The 21,861-nt window shown below is 72.2% G+C and carries 20 protein-coding genes; 11 read left to right on the forward strand and 9 right to left on the reverse strand.

Features of this window, described 5'->3' with window-relative positions; translation table 11 throughout:
* Positions 1-137: 137 nt before the first annotated feature.
* Entirely contained in the window at positions 138-752 is a 615-nt protein-coding gene (locus ACKUU6_RS12980) for an antibiotic biosynthesis monooxygenase (protein ID WP_407988661.1), read from the forward strand.
* 79 nt (positions 753-831) lie between these two features.
* Here the strand turns inward: ACKUU6_RS12980 and ychF are convergent, their stop codons facing one another.
* Positions 832-1,905 (reverse strand): redox-regulated ATPase YchF, encoded by a 1,074-nt coding sequence (gene ychF, locus ACKUU6_RS12985; RefSeq protein WP_407988662.1) that lies wholly within the window; start codon positions 1,903-1,905, stop codon positions 832-834.
* Positions 1,906-2,141: 236 nt separating this feature from the next.
* Between ychF and ACKUU6_RS12990 the strand changes: the two genes are divergently transcribed.
* Positions 2,142-2,705, forward strand: a complete 564-nt coding sequence (locus ACKUU6_RS12990) for a DUF6542 domain-containing protein (protein ID WP_407988663.1) — start codon at positions 2,142-2,144, stop codon at positions 2,703-2,705.
* Between the two features lie 55 nt (positions 2,706-2,760).
* On the opposite strand, the gene ppgK is transcribed toward ACKUU6_RS12990, so the two are convergent.
* Both ppgK and ACKUU6_RS13000 read right to left on the reverse strand, forming a co-directional pair.
* On the reverse strand, positions 2,761-3,501 hold the full coding sequence (gene ppgK / locus ACKUU6_RS12995; RefSeq protein ID WP_407988664.1) for a polyphosphate--glucose phosphotransferase: 741 nt from the start codon (positions 3,499-3,501) through the stop codon (positions 2,761-2,763).
* A 67-nt stretch (positions 3,502-3,568) separates the two neighbouring features.
* Positions 3,569-4,543, reverse strand: a complete 975-nt coding sequence (locus ACKUU6_RS13000) for a 4-hydroxy-3-methylbut-2-enyl diphosphate reductase (protein WP_407988665.1) — start codon at positions 4,541-4,543, stop codon at positions 3,569-3,571.
* A gap of 87 nt (positions 4,544-4,630) precedes the next feature.
* Here ACKUU6_RS13000 and ACKUU6_RS13005 point away from each other — a divergent pair, with 87 nt between their 5' ends.
* Positions 4,631-5,974 (forward strand): APC family permease, encoded by a 1,344-nt coding sequence (locus ACKUU6_RS13005; RefSeq protein ID WP_407988666.1) that lies wholly within the window; start codon positions 4,631-4,633, stop codon positions 5,972-5,974.
* A 7-nt stretch (positions 5,975-5,981) separates the two neighbouring features.
* On the opposite strand, the gene ACKUU6_RS13010 is transcribed toward ACKUU6_RS13005, so the two are convergent.
* The gene (locus ACKUU6_RS13010; protein WP_407988667.1) at positions 5,982-7,319 is read right to left on the reverse strand and encodes a TerD family protein; all 1,338 of its coding nucleotides are present in this window, start codon (positions 7,317-7,319) and stop codon (positions 5,982-5,984) included.
* Between the two features lie 105 nt (positions 7,320-7,424).
* Between ACKUU6_RS13010 and xseA the strand changes: the two genes are divergently transcribed.
* A complete protein-coding gene (gene xseA, locus ACKUU6_RS13015; RefSeq protein ID WP_407988668.1) occupies positions 7,425-8,636 on the forward strand; it encodes an exodeoxyribonuclease VII large subunit in 1,212 nt (403 codons plus the stop codon).
* On the opposite strand, the gene ACKUU6_RS13020 is transcribed toward xseA, so the two are convergent.
* On the reverse strand, positions 8,627-9,115 hold the full coding sequence (locus tag ACKUU6_RS13020; protein WP_407988669.1) for a GNAT family N-acetyltransferase: 489 nt from the start codon (positions 9,113-9,115) through the stop codon (positions 8,627-8,629). The two genes, xseA and ACKUU6_RS13020, sit on opposite strands and share 10 nt — an antisense overlap.
* A 70-nt stretch (positions 9,116-9,185) precedes the next feature.
* Between ACKUU6_RS13020 and ACKUU6_RS13025 the strand changes: the two genes are divergently transcribed.
* Both ACKUU6_RS13025 and ACKUU6_RS13030 read left to right on the forward strand, forming a co-directional pair.
* Complete coding sequence (locus tag ACKUU6_RS13025) at positions 9,186-9,422, forward strand: exodeoxyribonuclease VII small subunit (protein WP_407988670.1); 237 nt, start codon at positions 9,186-9,188, stop codon at positions 9,420-9,422.
* Between the two features lie 137 nt (positions 9,423-9,559).
* A complete protein-coding gene (locus tag ACKUU6_RS13030) occupies positions 9,560-10,153 on the forward strand; it encodes a malonic semialdehyde reductase (RefSeq protein WP_407988671.1) in 594 nt (197 codons plus the stop codon).
* Between the two features lie 64 nt (positions 10,154-10,217).
* Here ACKUU6_RS13030 and ACKUU6_RS13035 read toward each other — a convergent pair whose 3' ends face one another.
* On the reverse strand, positions 10,218-10,724 hold the full coding sequence (locus ACKUU6_RS13035) for a DUF4245 domain-containing protein (protein ID WP_407988672.1): 507 nt from the start codon (positions 10,722-10,724) through the stop codon (positions 10,218-10,220).
* A gap of 230 nt (positions 10,725-10,954) precedes the next feature.
* Here ACKUU6_RS13035 and glpX point away from each other — a divergent pair, with 230 nt between their 5' ends.
* The gene (glpX, locus tag ACKUU6_RS13040; protein ID WP_407988673.1) at positions 10,955-11,992 is read left to right on the forward strand and encodes a class II fructose-bisphosphatase; all 1,038 of its coding nucleotides are present in this window, start codon (positions 10,955-10,957) and stop codon (positions 11,990-11,992) included.
* Between the two features lie 94 nt (positions 11,993-12,086).
* Here the strand turns inward: glpX and ACKUU6_RS13045 are convergent, their stop codons facing one another.
* Positions 12,087-12,476, reverse strand: coding sequence for a WhiB family transcriptional regulator (locus ACKUU6_RS13045; protein ID WP_407992115.1), 390 nt, complete (start codon positions 12,474-12,476; stop codon positions 12,087-12,089).
* A gap of 274 nt (positions 12,477-12,750) precedes the next feature.
* Positions 12,751-13,443: a DUF1707 SHOCT-like domain-containing protein gene (locus ACKUU6_RS13050; protein WP_407988674.1), complete on the reverse strand. Its 693-nt coding sequence runs from the start codon at positions 13,441-13,443 to the stop codon at positions 12,751-12,753.
* 212 nt (positions 13,444-13,655) lie between these two features.
* On the opposite strand from ACKUU6_RS13050, the gene ACKUU6_RS13055 reads away from it, so the two are divergent.
* Positions 13,656-15,323 (forward strand): fumarate hydratase, encoded by a 1,668-nt coding sequence (locus ACKUU6_RS13055; RefSeq protein WP_407988675.1) that lies wholly within the window; start codon positions 13,656-13,658, stop codon positions 15,321-15,323.
* Between the two features lie 50 nt (positions 15,324-15,373).
* Here the strand turns inward: ACKUU6_RS13055 and ACKUU6_RS13060 are convergent, their stop codons facing one another.
* Positions 15,374-15,601: a hypothetical protein gene (locus ACKUU6_RS13060; protein ID WP_407988676.1), complete on the reverse strand. Its 228-nt coding sequence runs from the start codon at positions 15,599-15,601 to the stop codon at positions 15,374-15,376.
* A gap of 182 nt (positions 15,602-15,783) precedes the next feature.
* Here ACKUU6_RS13060 and ACKUU6_RS13065 point away from each other — a divergent pair, with 182 nt between their 5' ends.
* The 3 genes from ACKUU6_RS13065 to ACKUU6_RS13075 all read left to right on the forward strand — a co-directional run bounded on the left by ACKUU6_RS13065 (position 15,784) and on the right by ACKUU6_RS13075 (position 21,858).
* On the forward strand, positions 15,784-18,753 hold the full coding sequence (locus ACKUU6_RS13065; RefSeq protein ID WP_407988677.1) for an AfsR/SARP family transcriptional regulator: 2,970 nt from the start codon (positions 15,784-15,786) through the stop codon (positions 18,751-18,753).
* 500 nt (positions 18,754-19,253) lie between these two features.
* On the forward strand, positions 19,254-19,982 hold the full coding sequence (locus ACKUU6_RS13070) for a class I SAM-dependent methyltransferase (RefSeq protein WP_407992116.1): 729 nt from the start codon (positions 19,254-19,256) through the stop codon (positions 19,980-19,982).
* Positions 19,983-20,025: 43 nt separating this feature from the next.
* On the forward strand, positions 20,026-21,858 hold the full coding sequence (locus tag ACKUU6_RS13075; RefSeq protein ID WP_407988678.1) for a SpoIIE family protein phosphatase: 1,833 nt from the start codon (positions 20,026-20,028) through the stop codon (positions 21,856-21,858).
* Positions 21,859-21,861: the final 3 nt, after the last annotated feature.

The following is a 21,861-nucleotide window of genomic DNA, read 5'->3' on the forward strand; positions in this document are numbered from 1 at the left end:
GCCCTGCACATGGCGGACCGATGCCCCGGCTCCTCACCCGAACGCCGCTGCCGCGTTGCCCGCCACCCGCCCCGGCCATCGCATGGAGCAGGGAAACACGGGCCCGCACGGGCCACCGGAAGCCAGGGAAGGGCGCAATGTACGTTCGCAGCATCTACATGACGGGTGATCCGGCCAAGCTCGACGGGGTCGCCGAAGCGCTCCGGACCGAGGGCCAGGAGCTGCTGGCGGCGCAGCCGGGCTACCGCGGGATGGGGCTGTACGTCGACCGCGAGCTCGGCAAGATCCTGATCGGGTCGTGGTGGGAGGACGAGGCCACCCGGCAGGCCAGCTACGAGAACCTGGGCAAGCAGCGGGCCGGGATGATGGCGCCCTTCGCGCAGACCATGACGGTCGACAACTGGGAGGCGGCGGTCGTCCGCCGCGCGGACACCCTCGGGCCCGGCGCAGGCTTCCGGCTGGTCCGCATGGACGTCGAGCCCGCCGGCATCGACCTCCTGGTGGACACGTTCCGCAACACCTCGTTGCCCACGCTCCAGAAGATCCCCGGCCTGGCCGGCTTCTCCCTCATCGTCGACCGCGACCGCGGCCGAGCCGCCGTCGGCTCCCTCTACACCGACCGCGCCGCACTCACGGCATCCCGCAGCGCCGTCGCGGCGGTCCGCGGCGAGGCCACCGCGAAGGCCCGCCTCAGCACCAGCAGCCTCGAGGAGTTCGAGGTACTCGTGGCCACGACGGTCCCCAACGCCTGACGGACTCCGGCACGGACATGCGGAAGGGGCCGGACCCGACCGAGTCCGACCCCTTCCGACCTGCACGTTCGCCGCAGGACTACACGTTGAAGCGGAACTCCACCACGTCGCCGTCCTGCATGACGTACTCCTTGCCCTCGATGCGGGCCTTGCCCTTGGCGCGGGCCTCGGGGATGGAGCCGCACTCGACCAGGTCGTCGAAGGAGACGATCTCGGCCTTGATGAAGCCCTTCTGGAAGTCGGTGTGGATCACACCGGCCGCCTCGGGGGCGGTCGCGCCCTTCTTGATGGTCCAGGCGCGGACCTCCTTCGGGCCGGCCGTGAGGTAGGTCTGCAGGCCGAGGGTCTCGAAGCCGACGCGGCCGAGAGTGGACATGCCGGTCTCCTCCTGGCCCATGGACTGGAGGAGTTCGAGGGCCTCGTCCTCGTCCATGCCGATCAGCTCGGACTCGATCTTGGCGTTGAGGAAGATGGCCTCGGCGGGGGCGACCAGGGCCCGCTGCTCGGCCTTGAACTCCTCGTTGGTGAGCTCCTCCTCGTCCACGTTGAAGACGTAGAGGAAGGGCTTGGTGGTGAGCAGGTGCAGCTCGCGGACCGAGGAGGCGTCGAAGCCGACCTCGAAGAGGGTCTTGCCGGACTCCAGGATCTTCTGGGCGGCCTCGGCGGCGGCCAGGGTGGCCGCGGACTCCTTCTTCAGCCGGGACTCCTTCTGGAGCCGCGGCAGGACCTTCTCGATCGACTGGAGGTCGGCGAGGATCAGCTCGGTGTTGATGGTCTCGATGTCGTCCTTGGGCGAGACCTTGCCGTCCACGTGCACCACGTCGGGGTCGACGAAGGCGCGGATGACCTGGCAGATCGCGTCGGACTCGCGGATGTTCGCCAGGAACTTGTTGCCCAGGCCCTCGCCGACCGAGGCGCCGCGGACGATGCCCGCGATGTCGACGAAGTCGACCGTCGCCGGGAGGATCCGCTGCGAGCCGAAGATCTCGGCCAGGACGGCCAGCCGGGCGTCCGGCACGCCGACGACGCCCACGTTGGGCTCGATGGTGGCGAACGGGTAGTTGGCCGCCAGCACGTCGTTCTTGGTCAGGGCGTTGAACAGGGTCGACTTGCCGACGTTCGGCAGGCCGACGATTCCGATCGTGAGCGACATGTGGCGCAGTCCCGTGGGCTTGGAGGGCGTGGAGCGGCGCGGGTGCCCCGAGCCGATCGCCAAGTCTACGGCCCCGGTCACGCCACGCCGTCGGGCCGTGGGGAGGAGCCGGAGACGAGAGCGGGGGCCGACCGGGGTACCAGCGGCGGAGCCGGACCGTTACGCCGGCCGGGACACGGAATGAGACGGATGCGCCATTACACCGTGTGGCGATGATCGGACCGTACGTTGGACGGGTGGAGCAGAGCACCCGTACCCAGCCGCCAGGGCCCCGACGCCGGCCGCCAGCCGGCGCCGGTCGGGCCGCCGTACCGGGGCCTGCCTCGCCCCCCGACGCCCGGACCGCGGCTCCGAAGCTGCGGCTGCCCCTGCGGTTGCCGCAGCAGTGGCGCTCCAGGTCGAAGGCGCGCAGTGGGCCGCCCGCCCGGCTGACGGCGATCGGTACGGGCGTCCTGGCGCTGGTCGCGACCCTCGCGGCGGCGGCGGTGGACCGGCTGCTCTTCGACGACCTCGGGGTGCTGTTCGGGCTCGGGTTCCTGGTGGTCTGCTTCCAACTGGCCGTCCGGGTACGGCTGGCGGACCTGCCGGCCGCCCCGATCAGCGGGCCGATCGCGTTCGCGCTGGCGCTGGTCTGCTTCGCACCGGGCTCCGCCTCCGGGGTGACCGGTCAGGTGGTGGCACTGGCCAGCGGGCTGGCGCTGCGGGCCGGCTGGCTGTTCACCGGTACCGGTCTGGCCGTGGTGATCGTGGCCGCCCGGTTCCTGGCACAGCGACACATCCGGCGCAGCCGGGCATCCTGATCCCCCGCGCTGACGGCACGTCGGCGCAGCCCGGGCCTCCGGAGGTGACGGCGGCTCAGTCGCTCGCCGCGGCCATCGCGGCGCCGACGATCCCCGCGTCGTTGCGCAGCACCGCCGGGACCACCTCGGCCGTGCGCTCCTTGAGCAGCGGCAGGAACTTGTCGTGCTTCCGGCTCACGCCGCCGCCGACGATGATCAGCTGCGGCGAGAACAGCCGCTCCACCAGGTCCAGGTACTCGTCCACCCGCACCGCCCACTCGGGCCAGCTCAGTTCGTGCCGCTCGCGGGCGGCCGAGGAGGCCCGGCGTTCGGCGTCCTTGCCGCGCAGTTCGAGGTGGCCGAGCTCGGTGTTGGGCACCAGGGCGCCGTCGGTGAAGAGGGCGCTGCCGATGCCGGTGCCGAAGGTGAGCATCAGCACCACGCCGCCCCGGTCCCGGCCCGCGCCGTACCTGACCTCGGCGAGACCGGCCGCGTCGGCGTCGTTGAGCACCGTGGCGGGCCGGTCCAGGGTCTCCCGGAACAGGCCGGCGGCGTCCAGCCCGATCCAGTCCTCGTCCACGTTGGCGGCGGTCAGGATGCGGCCGCCGACCACCACGCCCGGGAAGGTCAGACCGACCGGGCCCTGGTGGTCGAAGTGCTCGACCACCTCGCGGACCGCCTCGACCACCGCCGAGGGCGAGGCCGGACGCGGCGTCAGGACCTTGTAGCGCTCCTCCGCCGGCGTGCCCCGTTCGAGATCGACCGGGGCACCCTTGATGCCCGAACCACCGATGTCCACACCGAACACAGCCGTCACCACGCGTCTCCGTCCAGGAAATCCACAGACCTGTGGACAAACGTACGGGCCGGGGGCCCGCCGCGCGCTACAGCTTGCCGGCCGCCTCCGCGCGCAGGTCGCGGCGGAGCTCCTTGGGCAGCGAGAAGATCAGGTGCTCCTCGGCGGTCTTGACGGTCTGGACGTCGCCGTAGCCGCGCTCGGCCAGATAGGCGAGCACCCCCTCGACCAGGATCTCCGGGACGGAGGCGCCGCTGGTCAGACCGACCGTGGTGACGCCCTCCAGCCAGCTCTCGTCGATCTCGTCGGCGAAGTCCACCAGGTGGGCGGCCTTGGCACCGTACTCCAGGCCGACCTCGACCAGGCGCACCGAGTTGGAGGAGTTCCTGGAGCCGACCACGATCAACAGGTCGGTCTCGGGGGCGATCTGCTTGACCACCACCTGGCGGTTCTGGGTGGCGTAGCAGATGTCGTCGCTGGGCGGGCTGACCAGCAGTGGGAAGCGCTTCTTCAGCTCGCCGACGGTGGCCATCGTCTCGTCCACCGACAGCGTGGTCTGGGACAGCCAGACCACCTTGGACTCGTCCCGCACCTGCACGTTGGCGACGTCCTCGGCACCGTCCACCAGGTGGATCCGGTCGGGCGCCTCGCCCATCGTGCCGACGACCTCCTCGTGGCCCTCGTGGCCGACCAGCAGGATGTCGTAGTCCTCGTCCGCGAACCGGACGGCCTCCTTGTGCACCTTGGTGACCAGGGGGCAGGTGGCGTCGATGGTGGCGAGCTTGCCGATCTTGGCCTCGTCGTGCACCGAGGGGGCGACGCCGTGCGCGGAGAAGACCACGATCGAGCCCTCCGGAACCTCCTCCGTCTCGTCGACGAAGATCGCGCCCTGCTTCTCCAGGGTCTGCACCACGAACTTGTTGTGGACGATCTCCTTGCGGACGTAGATCGGGGCCCCGTACTGCTCCAGGGCCTTCTCCACGGCGATGACGGCGCGGTCGACGCCCGCGCAGTAGCCCCGGGGGGCGGCGAGCAGGACACGGCGCTGCGCAGAGTTGGACATGGCTCCCATGGTACGGGCGGACCCCCGGGCCGCGCCGACGGGCACCGGCTCCCGGAGAGATTGGGACAGAAGTGCTCAAATCTGAGCATGGCTGAGCAGAGTGGGACCCGGGGCGCGCTGCGCCGCAGCCTGGGCGTACGCGATCTGATGGTCTACGGGCTGCTGTTCATCGCCCCGATGGCACCGGTCGGCGTGTTCGGCGTGTTGGACGCCAAGAGTCACGGCGCGGTGGCCGCCGTCTACCTGGCCGCCACCGTGGCGATGGGGTTCACCGCCTACAGCTACGCCCAGATGGTGCGCGCGGTGCCGCAGACCGGGTCCGTCTTCGCGTACGCCCGAGCCGGGCTCGGCGAGAACTGGGGGTTCGTGGCGGGCTGGATGGCGATGCTCGACTACCTGCTGATCCCGGCGGTGGCGTACCTGTTCTCCGGGATCGCGCTCCACTCGCTGGTGCCGGACGTCTCCCGCTGGGTCTGGACAGTGCTTGCGGTCCTGGTGACCACCGCGCTCAATCTGTCCGGGGTCCGGACGGCGGCGGCGGTCGGCTTCGCCGTGCTGGTGCTGGAGATCGTGGCGCTGACGGTCTTCGTGGTCTCGGCCGTGGTGGTGCTGGTCCGGGACGGCGCCGAGCGTGACTGGCTCTCACCGCTGACCGGCGTCGGCGGCTTCTCGCTGACCGCCGTGATCTCCGCGGTCTCGGTGGCGGTGCTGTCCTACCTCGGCTTCGACGCGATCGCCTCGTTCGTCGAGGAGGCGGTCGGTGCCTCGGCGGCGGTGGCCAGGGCGGTGCTCTGGTGCCTCGCACTGGCCGGGGTGCTGTTCGTGACCCAGACCTATCTGGCCGCGCTGCTCACGCCGGTGACGCCGCAGCAGCTGGCGGCCGAGCCGGTCAGGCAGGGCTCGGCCTTCTACGACACCGTGAACGCCTCGATCGGGCACTGGCTACAGACGCTGGTGGCGGTCAGCAAGGCGATCGGCGCCGCCTTCGCCGCGCTCGCCGGGCAGGCGGCGGCCGGACGACTGCTCTTCGCGATGGCCCGGGAGGGACAGCTGCCCCGGGCGCTGTCCGCGGTGGACGCCCGGACGGCGGTGCCCCGGCGGGCGCTTCTGACCGCCGCCGTGGTCACCCTGGCGGCGGCGGTCTGGGCGGCGAGCCGGGACGACGGGCTCGACCGGCTGACCTCGGTGGTGAACGTCGGCGCACTGTCCGCGTTCGGGCTGCTGCACGCCTCGGTGATCGGCTGGTACACCGTCCGGGGCGACTCCCACGACTGGCTGCGGCACCTGCTCATCCCGCTGCTGGGCATGGCGGTGATCGCCTGGGTGCTGGTCGAGGCCTCCCCCACCGCGCAGTGGGTCGGCGCGGTCTGGCTGGCCGTCGGGCTGCTGGTCCTGGTGGTGCAGAGCCCGGCCGGCCGGCGCGGGCGCTGACCCGTCGTCACTTGCGGCCGGTGCTCCAGTTCAGGCCCCAGCCGTACGCCTCGTCGATCTGCTGGTGGTTCGACCGGCCCTCGACCGCCTGGAAGTACCGGCCCTCGCGGTTCACCACCAGGCCACCGCCGTCGTTCTCCAGCAGGGCGACCACGCAGCTGGTGGCCGGGAAGTCGCAGCCGTCCAGCGGCAGTTCGACCGGCGCACCGGTGGCGGGGTAGAGGGTGGCCAGACCGTTCAGCCCGGTCAGCGGCCGGTTGTCGAAGGCGAACGCGAAGACCACCAGACGCTGGATCAGGTCGGCGTGGTCCAGGTTGATCCAGAGGTCCTCACCGGTGGCCAACGAGCCGGTCCGGTCGTCGTTGGCCAGTTGGACGAACGGCGGCTGGTGCAGCGCGCCGAACCGCTGCCCGATCGCCTGCACGATCCCGCTGCTGCCGTCCCGCAGCTGCCAGAGGCAGGCCAGGTCGAGGTCCCGGCCGGCCATCGCGGACGGGCCGGCCGCCTTCATCCGCTTGGCCAGCCAGCCGGCCGCACCCGACTGCTGCTTCTGCGGCGCGCCGACGGGGGCCCAGTTGAGGTTGACCCGGAGCAGGCCGCCGACCGTGCCGTGCTTGCGGAGCGAGAGGCGCGGGGCCTCCTTGGTCAGGGTGATCTTGCTGAAGCTGAGCGGTGCGGCGGCCGGCGCGGTCATCTGGGCCGGCGCGGGCATCGCAGCGGGCACCGGCGGGGCGGCAGGCATCGGCGCGGGCATGGGCGGGACGGGAGGCATCGGGGCCGCAGGCGGAGCGGGCGGGACAGGGGCGGCGGCCGGAGCGGGCTCGGAGTCGACCTGGATGCCGTAGTCGGTGGCCAGCCCGGCCAGACCGGAGTCGTACCCCTGGCCCACCGCGCGGAACTTCCACCCGTCGCCGCGCCGGTAGAGCTCGCCGAGCACGAAGGCCGTCTCGGTGGTCGCCCCGTGGTCCTCGAACCGGACCAGCTCCGCGCCGGAGGCCGCGTCCAGCACCCGCAGGTACAGCCCCGGCAGCGCGCCGAACCGGCCGCCGTCGCTGGAGGCGGCCAGCACGACGGTCTCCACGGCCGCGTCGAGCCCGGCCAGCCGGACGGTCAGGGTGTCCACCACCGAGCCGGGGGCCGCCCGCTTCCCGGTGTGCCGTACGGCGCCGGTGACGTCCTGCGGCTGGTTGTAGAAGACGAAGTCCGCGTCGGACCTGACCCGGCCGCCCGCGAGCAGCAGGGCGGAGGCATCCGCGTCCGGTACGCCGGGGCCGGTCGACCAGCCCAGCTCGACCAGCACCTCGCCCGCCGCCACCGGTACGTTCGCACCCTTGGAAATCACCATCAGCCCGTCGCTCCCCGAAGTTGACGCCTGCTCGCCCGTCCCACCCTAGGGCCTGTCCGGGAGCCGGAACCGGTGCGGCGTCGGCGTGCGGGGTTAGCCTCGGGTATGGCCAACACCAGCTCTCCCGAAGCGCCGATCCCGGTCGGCAAGGTTTCCGCGCTCATCGGCAGCTGGGTGGACCGGCTCGGGGCGGTCTGGGTGGAGGGGCAGATCACCCAGCTCAGCCGGCGGCCGGGGGCCGGCGTGGTGTTCCTGACGCTGCGTGACCCGGACCGGGACGTCTCACTGACCGTCACCTGCTTCCGACAGGTCTTCGAGCAGGTGGCCGAGGACGTCCAGGAGGGTTCCCGGGTGCTGGTCCTCGCCAAGCCCGAGTGGTACGTCGCCCGGGGCACCCTCTCGCTGCGGGCCACCGAGATCCGGCTGGTCGGCCTCGGCGAGCTGCTCGCCCGGCTGGAGCACCTCAAGCGCAGGCTGGCCACCGAGGGCCTGTTCGCCGCCGAGCGCAAGCAGCGGCTGCCGTTCCTGCCGCACTGCGTCGGCCTGGTCACCGGCCGGGGTTCGGCCGCCGAGCGGGACGTGCTGGAGAACGCCAGGCGCCGCTGGCCGGCCGTCCGCTTCGAGATCCGGAACGTACCGGTGCAGGGCACCGCGGCGGTGGCCCAGGTGACCGCTGCGGTACGGCAGTTGGACGAGCACCCCGAGGTGGACGTGATCATCGTGGCCCGGGGCGGCGGCAGCGTGGAGGACCTGCTGCCGTTCTCGGACGAAGGGCTGATCCGGACGGTGGCGGCCGCCCGGACGCCGGTGGTCAGTGCGATCGGGCACGAGCCGGACCAGCCACTGCTGGACTTCGTCGCCGACCTGCGGGCCTCCACCCCCACCGACGCCGCCAAGCGGGTGGTGCCGGACGTGAACGAGGAACTGACCCGGGTGCACCAGCTCAGGGACCGAGCCAGGCGGCACATCACCCACAGGGTCGAACGCGAGCAGGCGGGCCTGGCCGGTCTGCTCAGCCGCCCGGTGCTGGCCGTCCCGCACCGGCTGGTGGACGGCCCGGCCGAGCAGGTCGCGGCGCTGCTGGAGCGCTCCCGGCGAGTCCTCGGGCACCGGCTGGACGCCGCCGAGTCCGACCTCGGCCACACCCTGGCCCGGGTGGTCGCGCTCTCCCCGCTGGCCACCCTGGAGCGCGGCTACGCGGTGCTCCAGCACGCCGACGGCCGGGTGGTCTCCGACCCGGCCGACCTGACGCCCGGTGAACAGCTGCACACCCGGGTCGCCAAGGGCGCCTTCGAGGTGACGGCTCCTCAGGAGTAGAGCAGCCGCTCGCGGGAGAGCGGGACGGAGTGCTCGTGGAAGCCTAGGGCGCGGTACAGCGCCTCGCCGCTCTCGGTTGCGTGCAGGTCGATCCGGGTGACCCGGCGGGCGTCGAACCAGGCGACCAGGGCCTCGGTACAGGCCCGGCCGTGGCCCCGGCGGCGGTGGGCGGGGTCGGTGCTGATGTTGAAGACGAAGCCGAACAGGCCGTCGGGGTGCCCCGGCGCGGGGAGCCGTCGCTCCAGGGTGCCGACCGCGCAGGCGGCCAGCCGCCCGGGTCGGTCGGGGTCGTCCACCACGAAGGCGGCCATGGTGCGCAGCTCGTCCGGGCCGTCCAGCCGTTCACGGAGCACCTGCTCGGCGACGGGCTGCCAGCCGCCCGGGTCCGGCCTGCCCGACATCGCCTCGAACATCAGTCCGCGAAGCCGGACCAGCTCGACGGCGTCCTCGGGCACGGCGGGTCTCACCTGGGGCGTCATGGCGCCGAGGGTAGCCAGCGGCGGCCCGAAGCACACCCGAATTGTCCGCCGCAGCGCCTACGCTGACGGAATGACAGAGCAGCAGGGGAATAGCGCGGACGACAGCCTCGGTTACGAGCAGGCGCGGGACGCGCTGCTCGACGTGGTCCGGCAGCTGGAGGCCGGTGGCGTGCCACTGGAGGAGTCGCTGGCCCTCTGGGAGCGCGGCGAGCAGCTGGCCAAGGTCTGCCAGCGCTGGCTGGACGGCGCCCGGGCCCGGCTGGACGCGGCGCTGGCCGCCGAGGGCGGTGAGACCGGCGGGGAGTAGCGTTCGCCCGCCATGTGACGTGACTCACACGCCAGTTGCGGAATGGTTTAAGTTTCACCTAACGTTGGACCGTACCGAACGGCGCGCAAACCGCTGCTCCGTGACGCATATACGTTTCCCGTAGAGGTGGACCCGCAATGACCCTGGCTCTCGACGCCGCCGCCCAGGACCTGCTCTTCCGTGAGGCCCGCACCGCCAACACCTTCACCGACGAGCCGGTCAGCGACGAGCAGGTCCAGGCGATCTACGACCTGGTCAAGTACGCCCCGACCGCGTTCAACCAGCAGCCGCTGCGCGTGGTGCTGGTCCGCTCCACCGAGGGCCGCGAGCGCCTGGTGCAGCACATGGCCGACGGCAACAAGGCGAAGACCTCCAGCGCCCCGCTGGTCGCCATTCTCGCGGCCGACAACGAGTTCCACGAGGAGCTGCCCGCCCAGCTCCCGTCCTTCCCGCAGGCCGCCGAGCTGTTCTTCACCGAGCGCCCGGTCCGCGAGGCGTCCGCCCACTTCAACGGCGCCCTGCAGGCCGCGTACTTCATCGTCGGCATCCGCGCCGCCGGCCTCGCTGCGGGCCCGATGACCGGCTACAACGCCGAGGGCATCAACAAGGAGTTCTTCGCCGACGGCAACCACTCGGTGCTCGCCGTCGTCAACATCGGCAAGCCGGGCGCCGACGCCTGGTACCCGCGCTCCCCGCGCCTGGCGTACGACGAGGTCGTCACCACCGTCTGACGGTGACCCCGTAGGTACGACGAAGCCCCCGGCCACGGCCGGGGGCTTCGGTCCGTTCCGGGGCCTACCGGAGCGACCGGGCGAACTCGGTGAGCTCGTCCCAGCCGGCGGTGCCGGTGACGACGGTGGTGGCGCTGCCGCTCTGGACCACCAGGGCCCGGTACGACGTGCCCTGGTAGCGCTGCCACTCCTGGCCGCCGATCGTCGTCGTGCCGCCCTCGGCCTTCGCGCCCGCCGCCGCGTCGGTGATCGCCTTCTCGCGGGGCTCCAGGCTCTGTTCGACCGCCGCGTACTGGCCGGCGGGCGTCAGGAAGCCCAGGTGCCAGGCATCGGGCCGCTTCTTGTCCCGGTTGTACTCGACCGAGGTCGCCTTCCACCGGTCGGTCAGCCCTTCCGGCGCCAGCACCGGGTACGGCGCCGCGCGCTTGGCCGACGCGGCCGAGGAGCGGTAGTCGACCGCCTTCAGCCCCGAGCCCTCGGAGTGCGGGATGAAGAGGTACCCGACGAAGACCACGCCACCGATCGCCAGCATCGACAGGATCATGTCCCGTACGGTCTGCCGGCCTCTCATGCTGCTGTTCCCTGCCACCCCCTCATCGTGAACCATCCCCTCCCCCGACCCGACCACCGGGGTCCTCCCGGAGGGGTGAATCCGGTGGCCGCAGACGGGACGCGGGGTCAGCCGGGGGTGCGCCACAGACAGCCTTCCGGTGGGCGGATACGATCGCAGGACCCTCATCACGGCGTTCGACCAGGCATTTGTCGGGCGCTCTGGCCGTCGCGTACAGAGAGGTATCGACGATGACCGCCCAGCACAGCAACTTCCCCAGCTCCCTGGTGGTGGCCCCGGAGGCCCCCGACCGCAACCTCGCGCTCGAACTCGTCCGGGTCACCGAGGCCGCCGCCATGGCGGCCGGCCGGTGGGTTGGCCGGGGTGACAAGAACGGCGCCGACGGCGCGGCCGTGAAGGCCATGCGCACCCTCGTCTCCACCGTGTCGATGAACGGCGTCGTCGTCATCGGTGAGGGCGAGAAGGACGAAGCCCCGATGCTCTACAACGGCGAGCGGGTCGGCGACGGCACCGGCGCCGAGTGCGACGTCGCGGTGGACCCGGTGGACGGCACCACGCTGACCGCCAAGGGCATGGCCAACGCCGTCGCCGTACTGGCCGTCGCCGACCGCGGCACCATGTTCGACCCCAGCGCGGTGTTCTACATGGACAAGCTGGTCTGCGGCCCCGAGGCCGCCGACTACGTCGACATCACCGCCCCGGCCGCCGTGAACATCCGGCGGGTCGCCAAGGCCAAGGGCAGCTCGGTCGAGGACGTCACCGTGATGGTGCTGGACCGGCCCCGCCACGACGGCCTGGTCAAGGAGATCCGCGAGGCGGGTGCCCGGATCAAGTTCATCTCGGACGGCGACGTCGCGGGCGCCATCATGACCGCCCGCGCGGGCACCGGCGTCGACCTGCTGATGGGCATCGGCGGCACCCCCGAGGGCATCATCGCGGCCTGTGCCATGAAGTGCATGGGCGGCGTGATCCAGGGCAAGCTGTGGCCGAAGGACGACGCCGAGCGGCAGAAGGCGCTGGATGCCGGCCACGACCTCGACCGGGTGCTCACCACCGACGACCTGGTCAGCGGCGAGAACGTCTTCTTCGTCGCCACCGGCATCACCGACGGCGAACTGCTCCGCGGCGTCCACTACCGCCAGGCCACCGCCACCACCAGCTCGCTGGTGATGCGCTCGAAGAGCGGGACGATCCGCCAGATCGACTCCACCCACAAGCTCTCCAAGCTGCGGGCCTACAGCGCCATCGACTTCGACCGCGCCAACTGAGCCTCCCGCTCCGTGGGCAGGGCGCCCGGTTGCACTGTCCAGGGACTTCGAGCTCTGGACACTGCAACCGGGCGCCCTGCGGAGGACCGGAGGCTCAGCCCGCTATCCGGCGGGCGGTCGGGATCCGGAGCTCGGCCTCCCGGCGGCGGCGCCGGGCCAGCACCACCCGGCGTTCGGCCGCCGTGAGGCCGCCCCAGACGCCGTACGGTTCGGGTTGGGCGAGGGCGTGCTCCCGGCACTCCAGCAGGACCGGGCAGCGGGCGCAGACCTGCTTGGCCTGCTCCTCCCGGGACAGCCGGGCCGCCGTGGGCTCCTTCGACGGGGCGAAGAACAGCCCGGCCTCGTCCCTTCGGCAGGCCGCCCCGGTGTGCCAGGGACTGTCCTCCTGGTGCTCGAGCCGCTGCGCCGCCACCGCCGCCGGAGCGGTGGTACTGCGGGCCGCCGGCTGGGTGGCGGCACGGGCGCTGGACTCGATGGGATGCAGCACGGCTACTCCTGACGGGCTCAAGAGAACTCGGGGGGAAGGCTCCCTGCCCGGCTGCCCCGTAACCGACCCCACCTCGCGGCATCCGTAGGTTTCAACCGCCCCCGGGGTCACAGCCGTACAAGAAACGATATGCGTCAGGAACTACCCCGCCCCCGGCAGGTTCATGCACACCGCATGCGGTCGACTACGGACTGCACTCGACCCAGGATCGAGTGCCCGCCCGGAAGTTGACGCCCCGTGAGGCGCGGACCGTCCGCGCGACGGCGGACCGTCAGCCGTCGAGCTGCTTGCGCACCCACTCGCGGAGCTTCTTACCACGCCGCGGCCTGGCCTCGCAGCCGCCGAAGACGGCCGCGCCCTTCACCCGGACCACCGGGGCATACGGGTCGGCCGCGGTCTGCTCCCGGACCTCGAAGCCGCCGAAGACGCCGACCCCGCTGCCGTGCAGCGAGACGTTCTCCGGCACCTTGATGTCGACGCCGCCGAAGACCGCCCAGGCCTCGATCTCCACCTCGGGCGACTCGAAGACAGCGTCGGTGAGGTCGATCTCCACCCCTCCGAAGACCGCCACCGCGCGCAGGTGCGAGCCGACCCGCCAGCGGCCCTTGCGGCTGCTCCCGCCGAAGATCGCCAGGATGGTCGGGGACTCGCTCCTGGCCGGCAGCTGCGCCTGCGCCGGAGCCGCCCGGTGGGCGACGCCCTGCGGCTTCTCGGTGGAGACCGGCCGGTGCGCGGGCAGATCCCTGGTGAGCGGCGCGAGGTCGCCCAGCGTTCGGGCGCCGTAGGCCGCCTCGATCCGCTCGGAGTGCTCCTCGACGGTCAGCCGGCCCTCGGCGTACGCGTCCCGCAGCAGCTCGGCGATCCGCTCCCGGTCGGCGTCCGAGGCGCGCAGCTCGGCCTCCGGCACCGGGGCCGCGTCGAACGGCTTCTTGGTCAGGTCCGGCTTGGCCTCGGACGTGGTCATGGGAAGGGGCGACGGGCCCGGCTGGTCCTGCTGCGACGACGAGTTGTCCACGGGGCAAGCCTAGTCACCGGACCGCCTCCCGAACGGGAGTTCGCCGACAGTCGGAGTGACCCCGGTCACGCAGGTTCCCCTGCGCGCACCGGTCGCTCGGCCGGGACCTAGTCTTGAGGGTGCTTCGTCGACGCAGCCGGATCAGTTAAGGACCTCCACGCATGGCTCCCACGCCAGAGTTCGCCTACTCCGACCTCCTCCCCCTCGGTGCGGATCCCACCCCGTACCGCAAGCTGACCTCCGAGGGCGTCAGCGTCATCGAGGCCGGTGGCCGGCGCTTCCTCCAGGTCGAGCCCGAGGCCCTGCGGCTGCTCACCGCCGAGGCGATGCACGACATCTCGCACTACCTGCGCCCGGCACACCTGGCCCAGCTCCGCCGGATCCTGGACGACCCGGAGGCCAGCCCGAACGACCGCTTCGTCGCGCTGGACCTGCTGAAGAACGTCAACATCTCGGCCGGCGGCATCCTGCCGATGTGCCAGGACACCGGCACCGCGATCGTGATGGGCAAGCGCGGCCAGAACGTGCTGACCGAGGGCCGCGACGAGGCCGCCATCGCGCGCGGCGTCTACGACGCGTACACCAAGCTCAACCTGCGTTACTCGCAGATGGCCCCCGTGACCATGTGGGACGAGAAGAACACCGGCAACAACCTGCCGGCCCAGATCGAGCTGTACGCGACGGACGGCGACGCGTACAAGTTCCTGTTCATGGCCAAGGGGGGTGGCAGCGCCAACAAGTCGTACCTCTACCAGGAGACCAAGGCCATCCTGAACGAGGACTCGATGCTCAACTTCCTTGAGCAGAAGATCCGTTCGCTCGGCACGGCGGCCTGCCCGCCGTACCACCTGGCGATCGTGGTCGGCGGTACGAGTGCCGAGTTCGCGCTGAAGACCGCCAAGTACGCCTCCGCGCACTACCTGGACGAGCTGCCCACCAGCGGCGACGCGGCCACCGGGCACGGCTTCCGCGACCTGGAGCTGGAGGCCAAGGTCACCGAGCTGACCCAGAAGATCGGCATCGGCGCACAGTTCGGCGGCAAGTACTTCTGCCACGACGTCCGGGTGATCCGGCTGCCCAGGCACGGCGCCTCGCTGCCGGTCGCGATGGCCGTCTCCTGCTCGGCCGACCGCCAGGCGCTGGGCAAGATCACCGCCGACGGCATCTTCCTGGAGCAGCTGGAGACCGACCCGGCCAAGTACCTGCCGGACACCACGGACGAGCACCTGGACGACGCGGTGGTCCGGATCGACCTGAACCAGCCGATGTCCGAGATCCGCGCCGAGCTCGCCAAGTACCCGGTGAAGACCCGGCTTTCGCTCACCGGCACGCTGGTGGTCGCGCGCGACATCGCGCACGCGAAGATCAAGGAGCGGCTGGACGCGGGCGAGGGCATGCCCCAGTACCTCAAGGACCACCCGGTCTACTACGCCGGCCCGGCCAAGACCCCCGAGGGCTTCGCCTCGGGCTCGTTCGGCCCCACCACGGCCGGGCGGATGGACAGTTACGTCGACCAGTTCCAGGCTGCGGGCGGCTCGATGGTGATGCTGGCCAAGGGCAACCGCTCGAAGCAGGTCACCAAGGCGTGCGCCGAGCACGGCGGCTTCTACCTCGGCTCGATCGGCGGCCCGGCGGCGCGGCTGGCGCAGGACTGCATCCGCAAGGTCGAGGTGCTGGAGTACGCCGAGCTGGGTATGGAGGCGGTCTGGCGGATCGAGGTCGAGGACTTCCCGGCCTTCATCGTGGTCGACGACAAGGGCAACGACTTCTTCGCGGAGGTCACCGAAGGCCCGCTGATCACCAGCCTGCGAGTGCGGTCGGCGGAGTAACGGCGAGTGCCCCGCACCACCTGGGCGGTGGGGCGGGGCACTCGACTGCGCTACGGGAGGTTGATCACCGTTCCGAGCGGCTCGAAGCCGCCGTCCTTCTTCGGAGCCTCGGCCTCCGGCGCTACCTCGGTCTCCGGCACATCGGTGTCCAGGACCTCAAGGACCTTGAGGAGCTGGGCCTCCGGGTCCGCGGCGGTGAGGGTCTGCTCGACAGGTACGACCTCGGCCACCGGCTGGGTCTCGGCCGGAGTCGTGGTGGTGGTCTCGGTGTCGGCCATGACGCCGCCTTTCCGGTAATGAGATTGTGTGTCAGCCCGGACGGACGGGTCAGGGCCGAGGCCCAGTATCGTGGATCCCGCTAAATGTCTTATAAACACCACGAGGTCCGTCTGCTTCTCCAGCGTTTGCCGGCTTCCTCATAAGCTGGCGCCTCACTTGGCCATCATCGGGGGATCTCTCAATGGAGCTACAGGGGCAACCGCACCCACTGCGCTTCCAGGTGCTCGGCCCCGTGCAGGCGTGGCGCGGCGAGCAGCAGCTCGCACTCGGCTCACCGCAACAGCAGGCCGTCCTGGTCGCACTACTGCTCAACCACGGCCGCCCGGTCACCACCCAGGACCTGGTCGACGGCCTGTGGGGCGACCGGCCTCCGCCGCAGGCGGTGGCCGCGTTGCGGACCTACGTCTCCCGGCTGCGCGCGCTGATCGAGCCGGACCGCGAGGTGCGCGCGCCCGCCGAGCTGCTGGTCTCGGTGAGTGACGGGTACGCGCTGCGCATCGCGCCGGAGTCGCTCGACCTCTCGGTCTTCGAACATGAACTCGCCAACGCCGCAGTGGCCAAGACCGAGGGCGACTACCGCAGGGCACACCGGCTGCTGGCCTCCGCGCTCTCGCTCTGGACCGGCCGTCCGCTGGCCGGCATCCCCGGCCCTCACGCCGATGCGCACCGCAGCCGGCTGGCGGAGCGTCAGATCTCAGCCGGCGAGGAGCGCTGCGCGGCGGCCCTGGAGATCGGCCTGCACGCGGAGACGGTGACCGAGCTCAGCTCGCTCGCCGCAGAGCACCCGCTGCGCGAGGGACTGCGCGAGCTGCTGATGCTCGCCCTCTACCGCTGCGGCCGCCAGGCCGAGGCTCTGGGCGTCTACGCCGACACCCGGAAGCTCCTGATCGAGGAGCTCGGGGTCGAGCCCGGGGCGGGCCTGGCCTCCATGCACTCCCGGATCCTCGCCGCCGACCCGACCCTGATGCCGGCTCCGGCCGACTCCAGGAGCGTCGACCAGGAGGAGGCCGCGGCCTTCGTGCCGCCCGCCCAACTCCCGGCCGACGTGTCGGACTTCAGTGGGCGTACCGAACTGGTGGAGGAGCTCCGGGACGTGCTCCGCAGCGGCTCCGGCCAGGCCGTGGTGGTCACCTCGCTGGCGGGCATCGGCGGCGTCGGGAAGACCACCCTGGCCGTCCACCTCGCGCACAGCATCCGTTCCGAGTTCCCGGACGGGCAGCTCTACGTCGACCTGCGGGGGCCCAGCGCCTCCCCCGCCGACCCCGCGGTCGTCCTGGGCGACTTCCTCTACGCGCTCGGCTCGACCGAGACCCCGGACACTCTGGAGCAGCGCGCGGCGCTCTACCGCTCCCTGCTCGCCGACCGCCGGATGCTCATCCTGCTGGACAACGCCAAGGACGCCCGGCAGCTGTCCCCCCTGATCCCCGGGGTGTCCGGCAGCGCGGTGCTGGTGACCAGTCGCTCCCGGCTGGCCGACCTGGCCGGCGCGCACCTGGTCGACGTCGAGGAGCTGACGCCCGACGAGGCGCTGGCACTCTTCTCGGCCATCGTCGGCAGCCAGCGGGTCGAGGCCGAACCGGAGGCCGCGCTCGCAGTGGTGACGGCCTGTGGCTTCCTGCCGCTGGCGGTCCGGATCGCGGCCGCCCGGCTGGCCAGCCGCCCGCGCTGGAGCGTCTCGGACCTCGCCCGGCGCTTAGCGGACCAGCGGCGGCGGCTGCACGAGCTCCAGCTCGGGAACCTGGCGGTGGAGACCACCATCGGCCTCGGGTACGGCCAGCTCCAGCCCGCGGAGGCCCGGGCCTTCCGGCTGCTCTCCCTGGTGGACTCCCCCGACCTCCCGCTGGAGGCGGTCGCGGCGCTGCTCGGCACCGACGAGGAGGAGGCCGAGTCGCTGGCCGAGGCCCTGGTCGAGGCCAACATGCTGGAGTGCTTCACGCCGGGCCGGTACCGCTACCACGACCTGCTCCGACTGTTCGCGCAGCGGCAGAACGAGAAGCTGAAGGACACCGGCGAGCAACAGCAGTCCCTGCTTCGGCTCCTGGACACGCTGCTCGCCACGATGCGGAACGCGGCCCGTGCCCTGGAACCCGACGACGTGCTCCCGGAGACCCTGCACCGTCCGGTCTCCGCCGGCACGCGGATCGCCGACAGACCGGCCGCCCAGGCCTGGATGCGCACCGAACTCGCGCTGGTGCTCAGCACCATAGAGGCGGCGGTCCAGGAGCCGCTCGAACTGCTGCGCCCCGCGGTGGACCTGCTCACCGTGCTGAACAGCCTGGTCGAGGACCCGACCCACGGTCAGCGCATCCGGGTCGCGTTGGCCACGGCCGAGGCCAACGCCCGGCCGCACGGCGACCGGGCCGCGCTGGCCCGGATCAGTCTCGCCCTCGGGTTCCTCCAACACGTCGCCGGGGAGTACAGCGATGCCGAGCTGTCGTTCCGGCGGAGCCTGGAGCTGCAGGGGCCGGGTGACCGGACCCACCTGCGGATCGCCGCCGCCAACCTGCTCGCCGTCGTGATCTTCCTGGCCGACCGGCCGGCCGAGGCCCTGCCGTTCTTCGAGCAGGCCCGAGCCATCAGCGGCAGTCTCGGCGCCACGGTCAGCGAGGCCAGGCTGCTCGGCAACATCGCGCGCGCCTACCTCGGCGTCGGGCAGCCGACGGACGCCGCCCGGTCCGCCCGGGCGGCGGTCACCGCCGCACGGGCCTCCGGGAACATCCCCTGCCTCGCGGACACGCTCTACCAACTCGGTGTAGTGCTCCGCTCCACCGGTTCCCCCGGCGAGGCCGCGCCGCACCTGCGCGAGGCGCACCAGCTCTACCAGGCCGAGCAGCGCCGGATCTGGGAAGGCTACTCGCTCGCCCGACTCGCCGCCTGTCTGCTCGCCGACGGCCAGTACGCCGAGGCGGCCGAAGCCGCGGACGAGTCGCTCGCCATCGCCCAGGAGCTGGATGCCGCGTACTGCCAGGGCCTGGCCAACGCGGCGCTCGGCGAGGCGCTCCTGAAACTGGGTCAGCCCGCCCGTGGGCTGGCCTGTCTTCAGGAGGCGCTCGCCGTGTTCACGCGGCTCGGTGTGCCCGAGGTCCTCCCCGTGCAGGACCTCATCGAGCAGCAACAGCACACCGAGCCCGCCGCACCCCCCGCGCCGTGATCTCCTGTCCCCCGACAGGTCCCCCTCGCGCGTCGGTGCTCCCGCAGCCCCCCGGCTGCGGCAGCACCTTGACGCTTCCCCGGCGCTGGTCCCTACTCTGGCACCGCCCGATTGACATCCGATAAACGCCCGGGCGGTCTCGGATGAGCGCGGGCCACCCCCTCGCGCCACTCGGCGTGAGGCGGGATCGCGCACCACCCCGGACCGCTCCGGAGCGCTCCGGTCATCCCGGCCATATTCATCCCGACAACCACGAGTTGGCCGGAAATGAACCCTATGGTCGGTTGATCGCGCCTATTCTCGGAGGCCAGCGACGTAGTGACGGGCGGGGCCGGGCAAGGGGAGCGGAGCGACAGGCAGCGCGGCGACGCAACGCAGAGTGACGCGGGAGCGTGACGGACCGTCACGCCAGGGTGGACGGCGCCGCCAGGAGGCAGCCCGGGCACCGGCGGGTGGCGGCCAGGGTGGAAAGGTGCCTCTCAATCGTGACGACCGGACAGATATCCGATCCCGCCCGGGGCCACGGGCCTTCCGCCGCCCACCAGGACCGCCGCCGCACCGAACGCGCACTCCAGGCCGTGGCCTTCGACACCATCGGCGCCCGCTACGCCGAGGCGTTTCCGGACAAGGCAGGCCAGTTGGCCTGCGGTGAGTGGCTGCTCCACACGCTGGAGCCGGGTGCCGAGGTGCTGGACGTCGGCTGCGGCACCGGTGATCCGACGGTCCGCCAGCTGAGCGAGGGCGGCCTGCGAGTGACCGGGGTCGACCTCTCGGACGGCATGCTGCGGCTGGCCAGGCGGGGCGTGCCGGCCGCCGGGTACCACCGGATCGACATGTACGACCTCGCCACCGAGCGGGCCGTCCGGGCGTGGGGCGCGGCCGGGTTGGGGCCCGGGGCGGCGGGCCGGTACGCCGCGGCCACCGCGTTCTTCTCGCTCATCATGCTGCCGCAGGCGGAGATCCCCGAGGTGCTCGGGCGGATCCGGACGCTGCTCCGGCCCGGCGGCCTGCTCGCGCTCGGCATGGTCGAGGCGGATCTCGACCACGCCCCGCTGCCGTTCCTCGGCCACGAGATACGGATCAGCGGCTACCTGCGGGAGGAGCTGGAGCAGACGCTGCGCCGGGCCGGGTTCGCGGTCGAGGCGCACTCCGGCCACCCGTACGCCCCCGCCAGCACCACCCTGCCGCCGGAGGAGCAACTGTTCCTCCGCTGTCGACGGGTCGGCTGATCGACTGTTGGTCCCCAGCTCTCCTCTCGCAGAACGGCAGCCCGTGCGCGACCTCACCGAGCCCCTCACCGGGCAGCCTCCCGCCGTACCGTCCCAGCGCCGGCCGCCGCCGCTGCCGGGCGGGCGGGCCCGCACGGCCGAGCGGCTGGCGTACCTGGACAGCGCTACCCGGCGGATCAACACCTCGCTCGACCTCGCCGCGACGCTTCGCAACCTCGGCAAGGTGCTGGTCCCGGCGCTCGCCGACGCGGCCGTGGTGCACCTGCGCGAGCCGCTGCCCGACCTGGAGCGCGACCCGGGCAGCCCGGTCGCGCTGACCATCCACCGCCGGCACGGCACCCGGCTCGGCCGCCGGGCCGGGACGCGTCGGCTGCGGCCCGGCGGGCCGGTGGCCAGGGCGCTCGACCAGCAGTTCCCGACCGGTCCCGTGGTGCTCGGCACCCCCTCAGCCGCCCGGCTCCGGCCGCTGCTTGAGGAGCTCTACGGCGCCCGCACGCTGGGCCGGCTCGCCAGCGGCACCGCGCTGCTTGCCCTACCGTTGCGCGGCCGCAAGACGGTGCTCGGTCTGCTGCTGCTGATCCGGCGGCCCGGCAAGACCACCCCGGCCGCACCCGGGCCGACGCCGTTCGGCGGCAACCCCCGGGCCTCGGACGCCTTCGAGCTGACCTCCGCGTACGACTCCGCGATGGCCTTCGACGCCACCGACACCGCGACCGCCGCCCATCTGGCCACCCAGGGCGGCCTGGCGGTGGACACCGCGCTGCGCTACTCGCGGGAGTGGGAGATCGCCGACGAGTTGCAGCGCAGCATGCTGCCCACCCACCTGCCGCAGCGGACCGGCGTCCGGCTGGCGCACCGCTACCTGCCCTGCGAGCGCGGCACCCAGGTCGGCGGGGACTGGTACGACTCCGTCCCGCTGCCCGGCAACCGGGTCGCCCTGATCGTCGGCGACGTGATGGGCCACTCGCTCACCTCAGCCGCCATCATGGGCCAGCTGCGCACCAGCGCGCAGACCCTCGCCGCCCTCGACCTGCCCCCGCACGAGGTGCTCTACCACCTCGACGAGCAGGCCCAACGCCTGGGCCGGGAGCAGCACTTGGCGACCTGCGTGTACGCGGTCTACGACCCGATCGCGAACCGGGTGGTGCTCGCCAACGCGGGTCACGTACCGCCGGTGCTGGTCGGTCCCGACGGGCGGGCCGAGCTGCTGGAGTTGCCGCCCGGGGCGCCGATCGGCGTCGGCGGGGTGGACTTCACCTCGGTCGAGCTGCCCGCGCCGCCCGGTTCGGCGCTGGTCCTGTTCACCGACGGCCTGGTGGAGTCCAGGCGGCGGTCGCTGACCACCGGTCTGGAACTGCTCCGGGCCCGGCTGGAGGGCGCGCACCGGCACTCCCCCGAGCACCTCTGCCAGGAGGCGCTCCGCATCCTGCCGCCCGGCGACCGGGCCGACGACGTCGCCCTGCTGTCCGCCGCCTTCGACGGCATCCCGGCCGGGGATGTGGCGTACTGGTACCTCCAGCCCCGGCACGAAACCCCGGGCCGGGCACGGCGGTTGGCCGGGCACGCGCTGCGCCGGTGGGGACTGGAGACGCTGGCGGAGAACACCGAGCTGATGGTGAGCGAGCTGGTCACCAACGCGATCCAGCACGCGACCCGGCCGGTGACGCTGCGGCTGGTGCGGACATCGGTGCTGCGGTGCGAGGTGGGCGACGACAGTGCGCTGCTGCCCCGGGCCCGGCGGGCCGGGCCGGAGGAGGAGCGGGGGCGGGGGTTGCAGATAGTTGCGCGCTGCGCCGAGCGGTGGGGGGCGACGCGGTTGGGAGCGGGGAAGGTGGTGTGGTTCGAGCAACGGCTGCCGAAGGACGGAGGCGCCTGACGC

Source organism: Kitasatospora sp. CMC57, assembly GCF_045866025.2.
Classification (GTDB): domain Bacteria; phylum Actinomycetota; class Actinomycetes; order Streptomycetales; family Streptomycetaceae; genus Kitasatospora.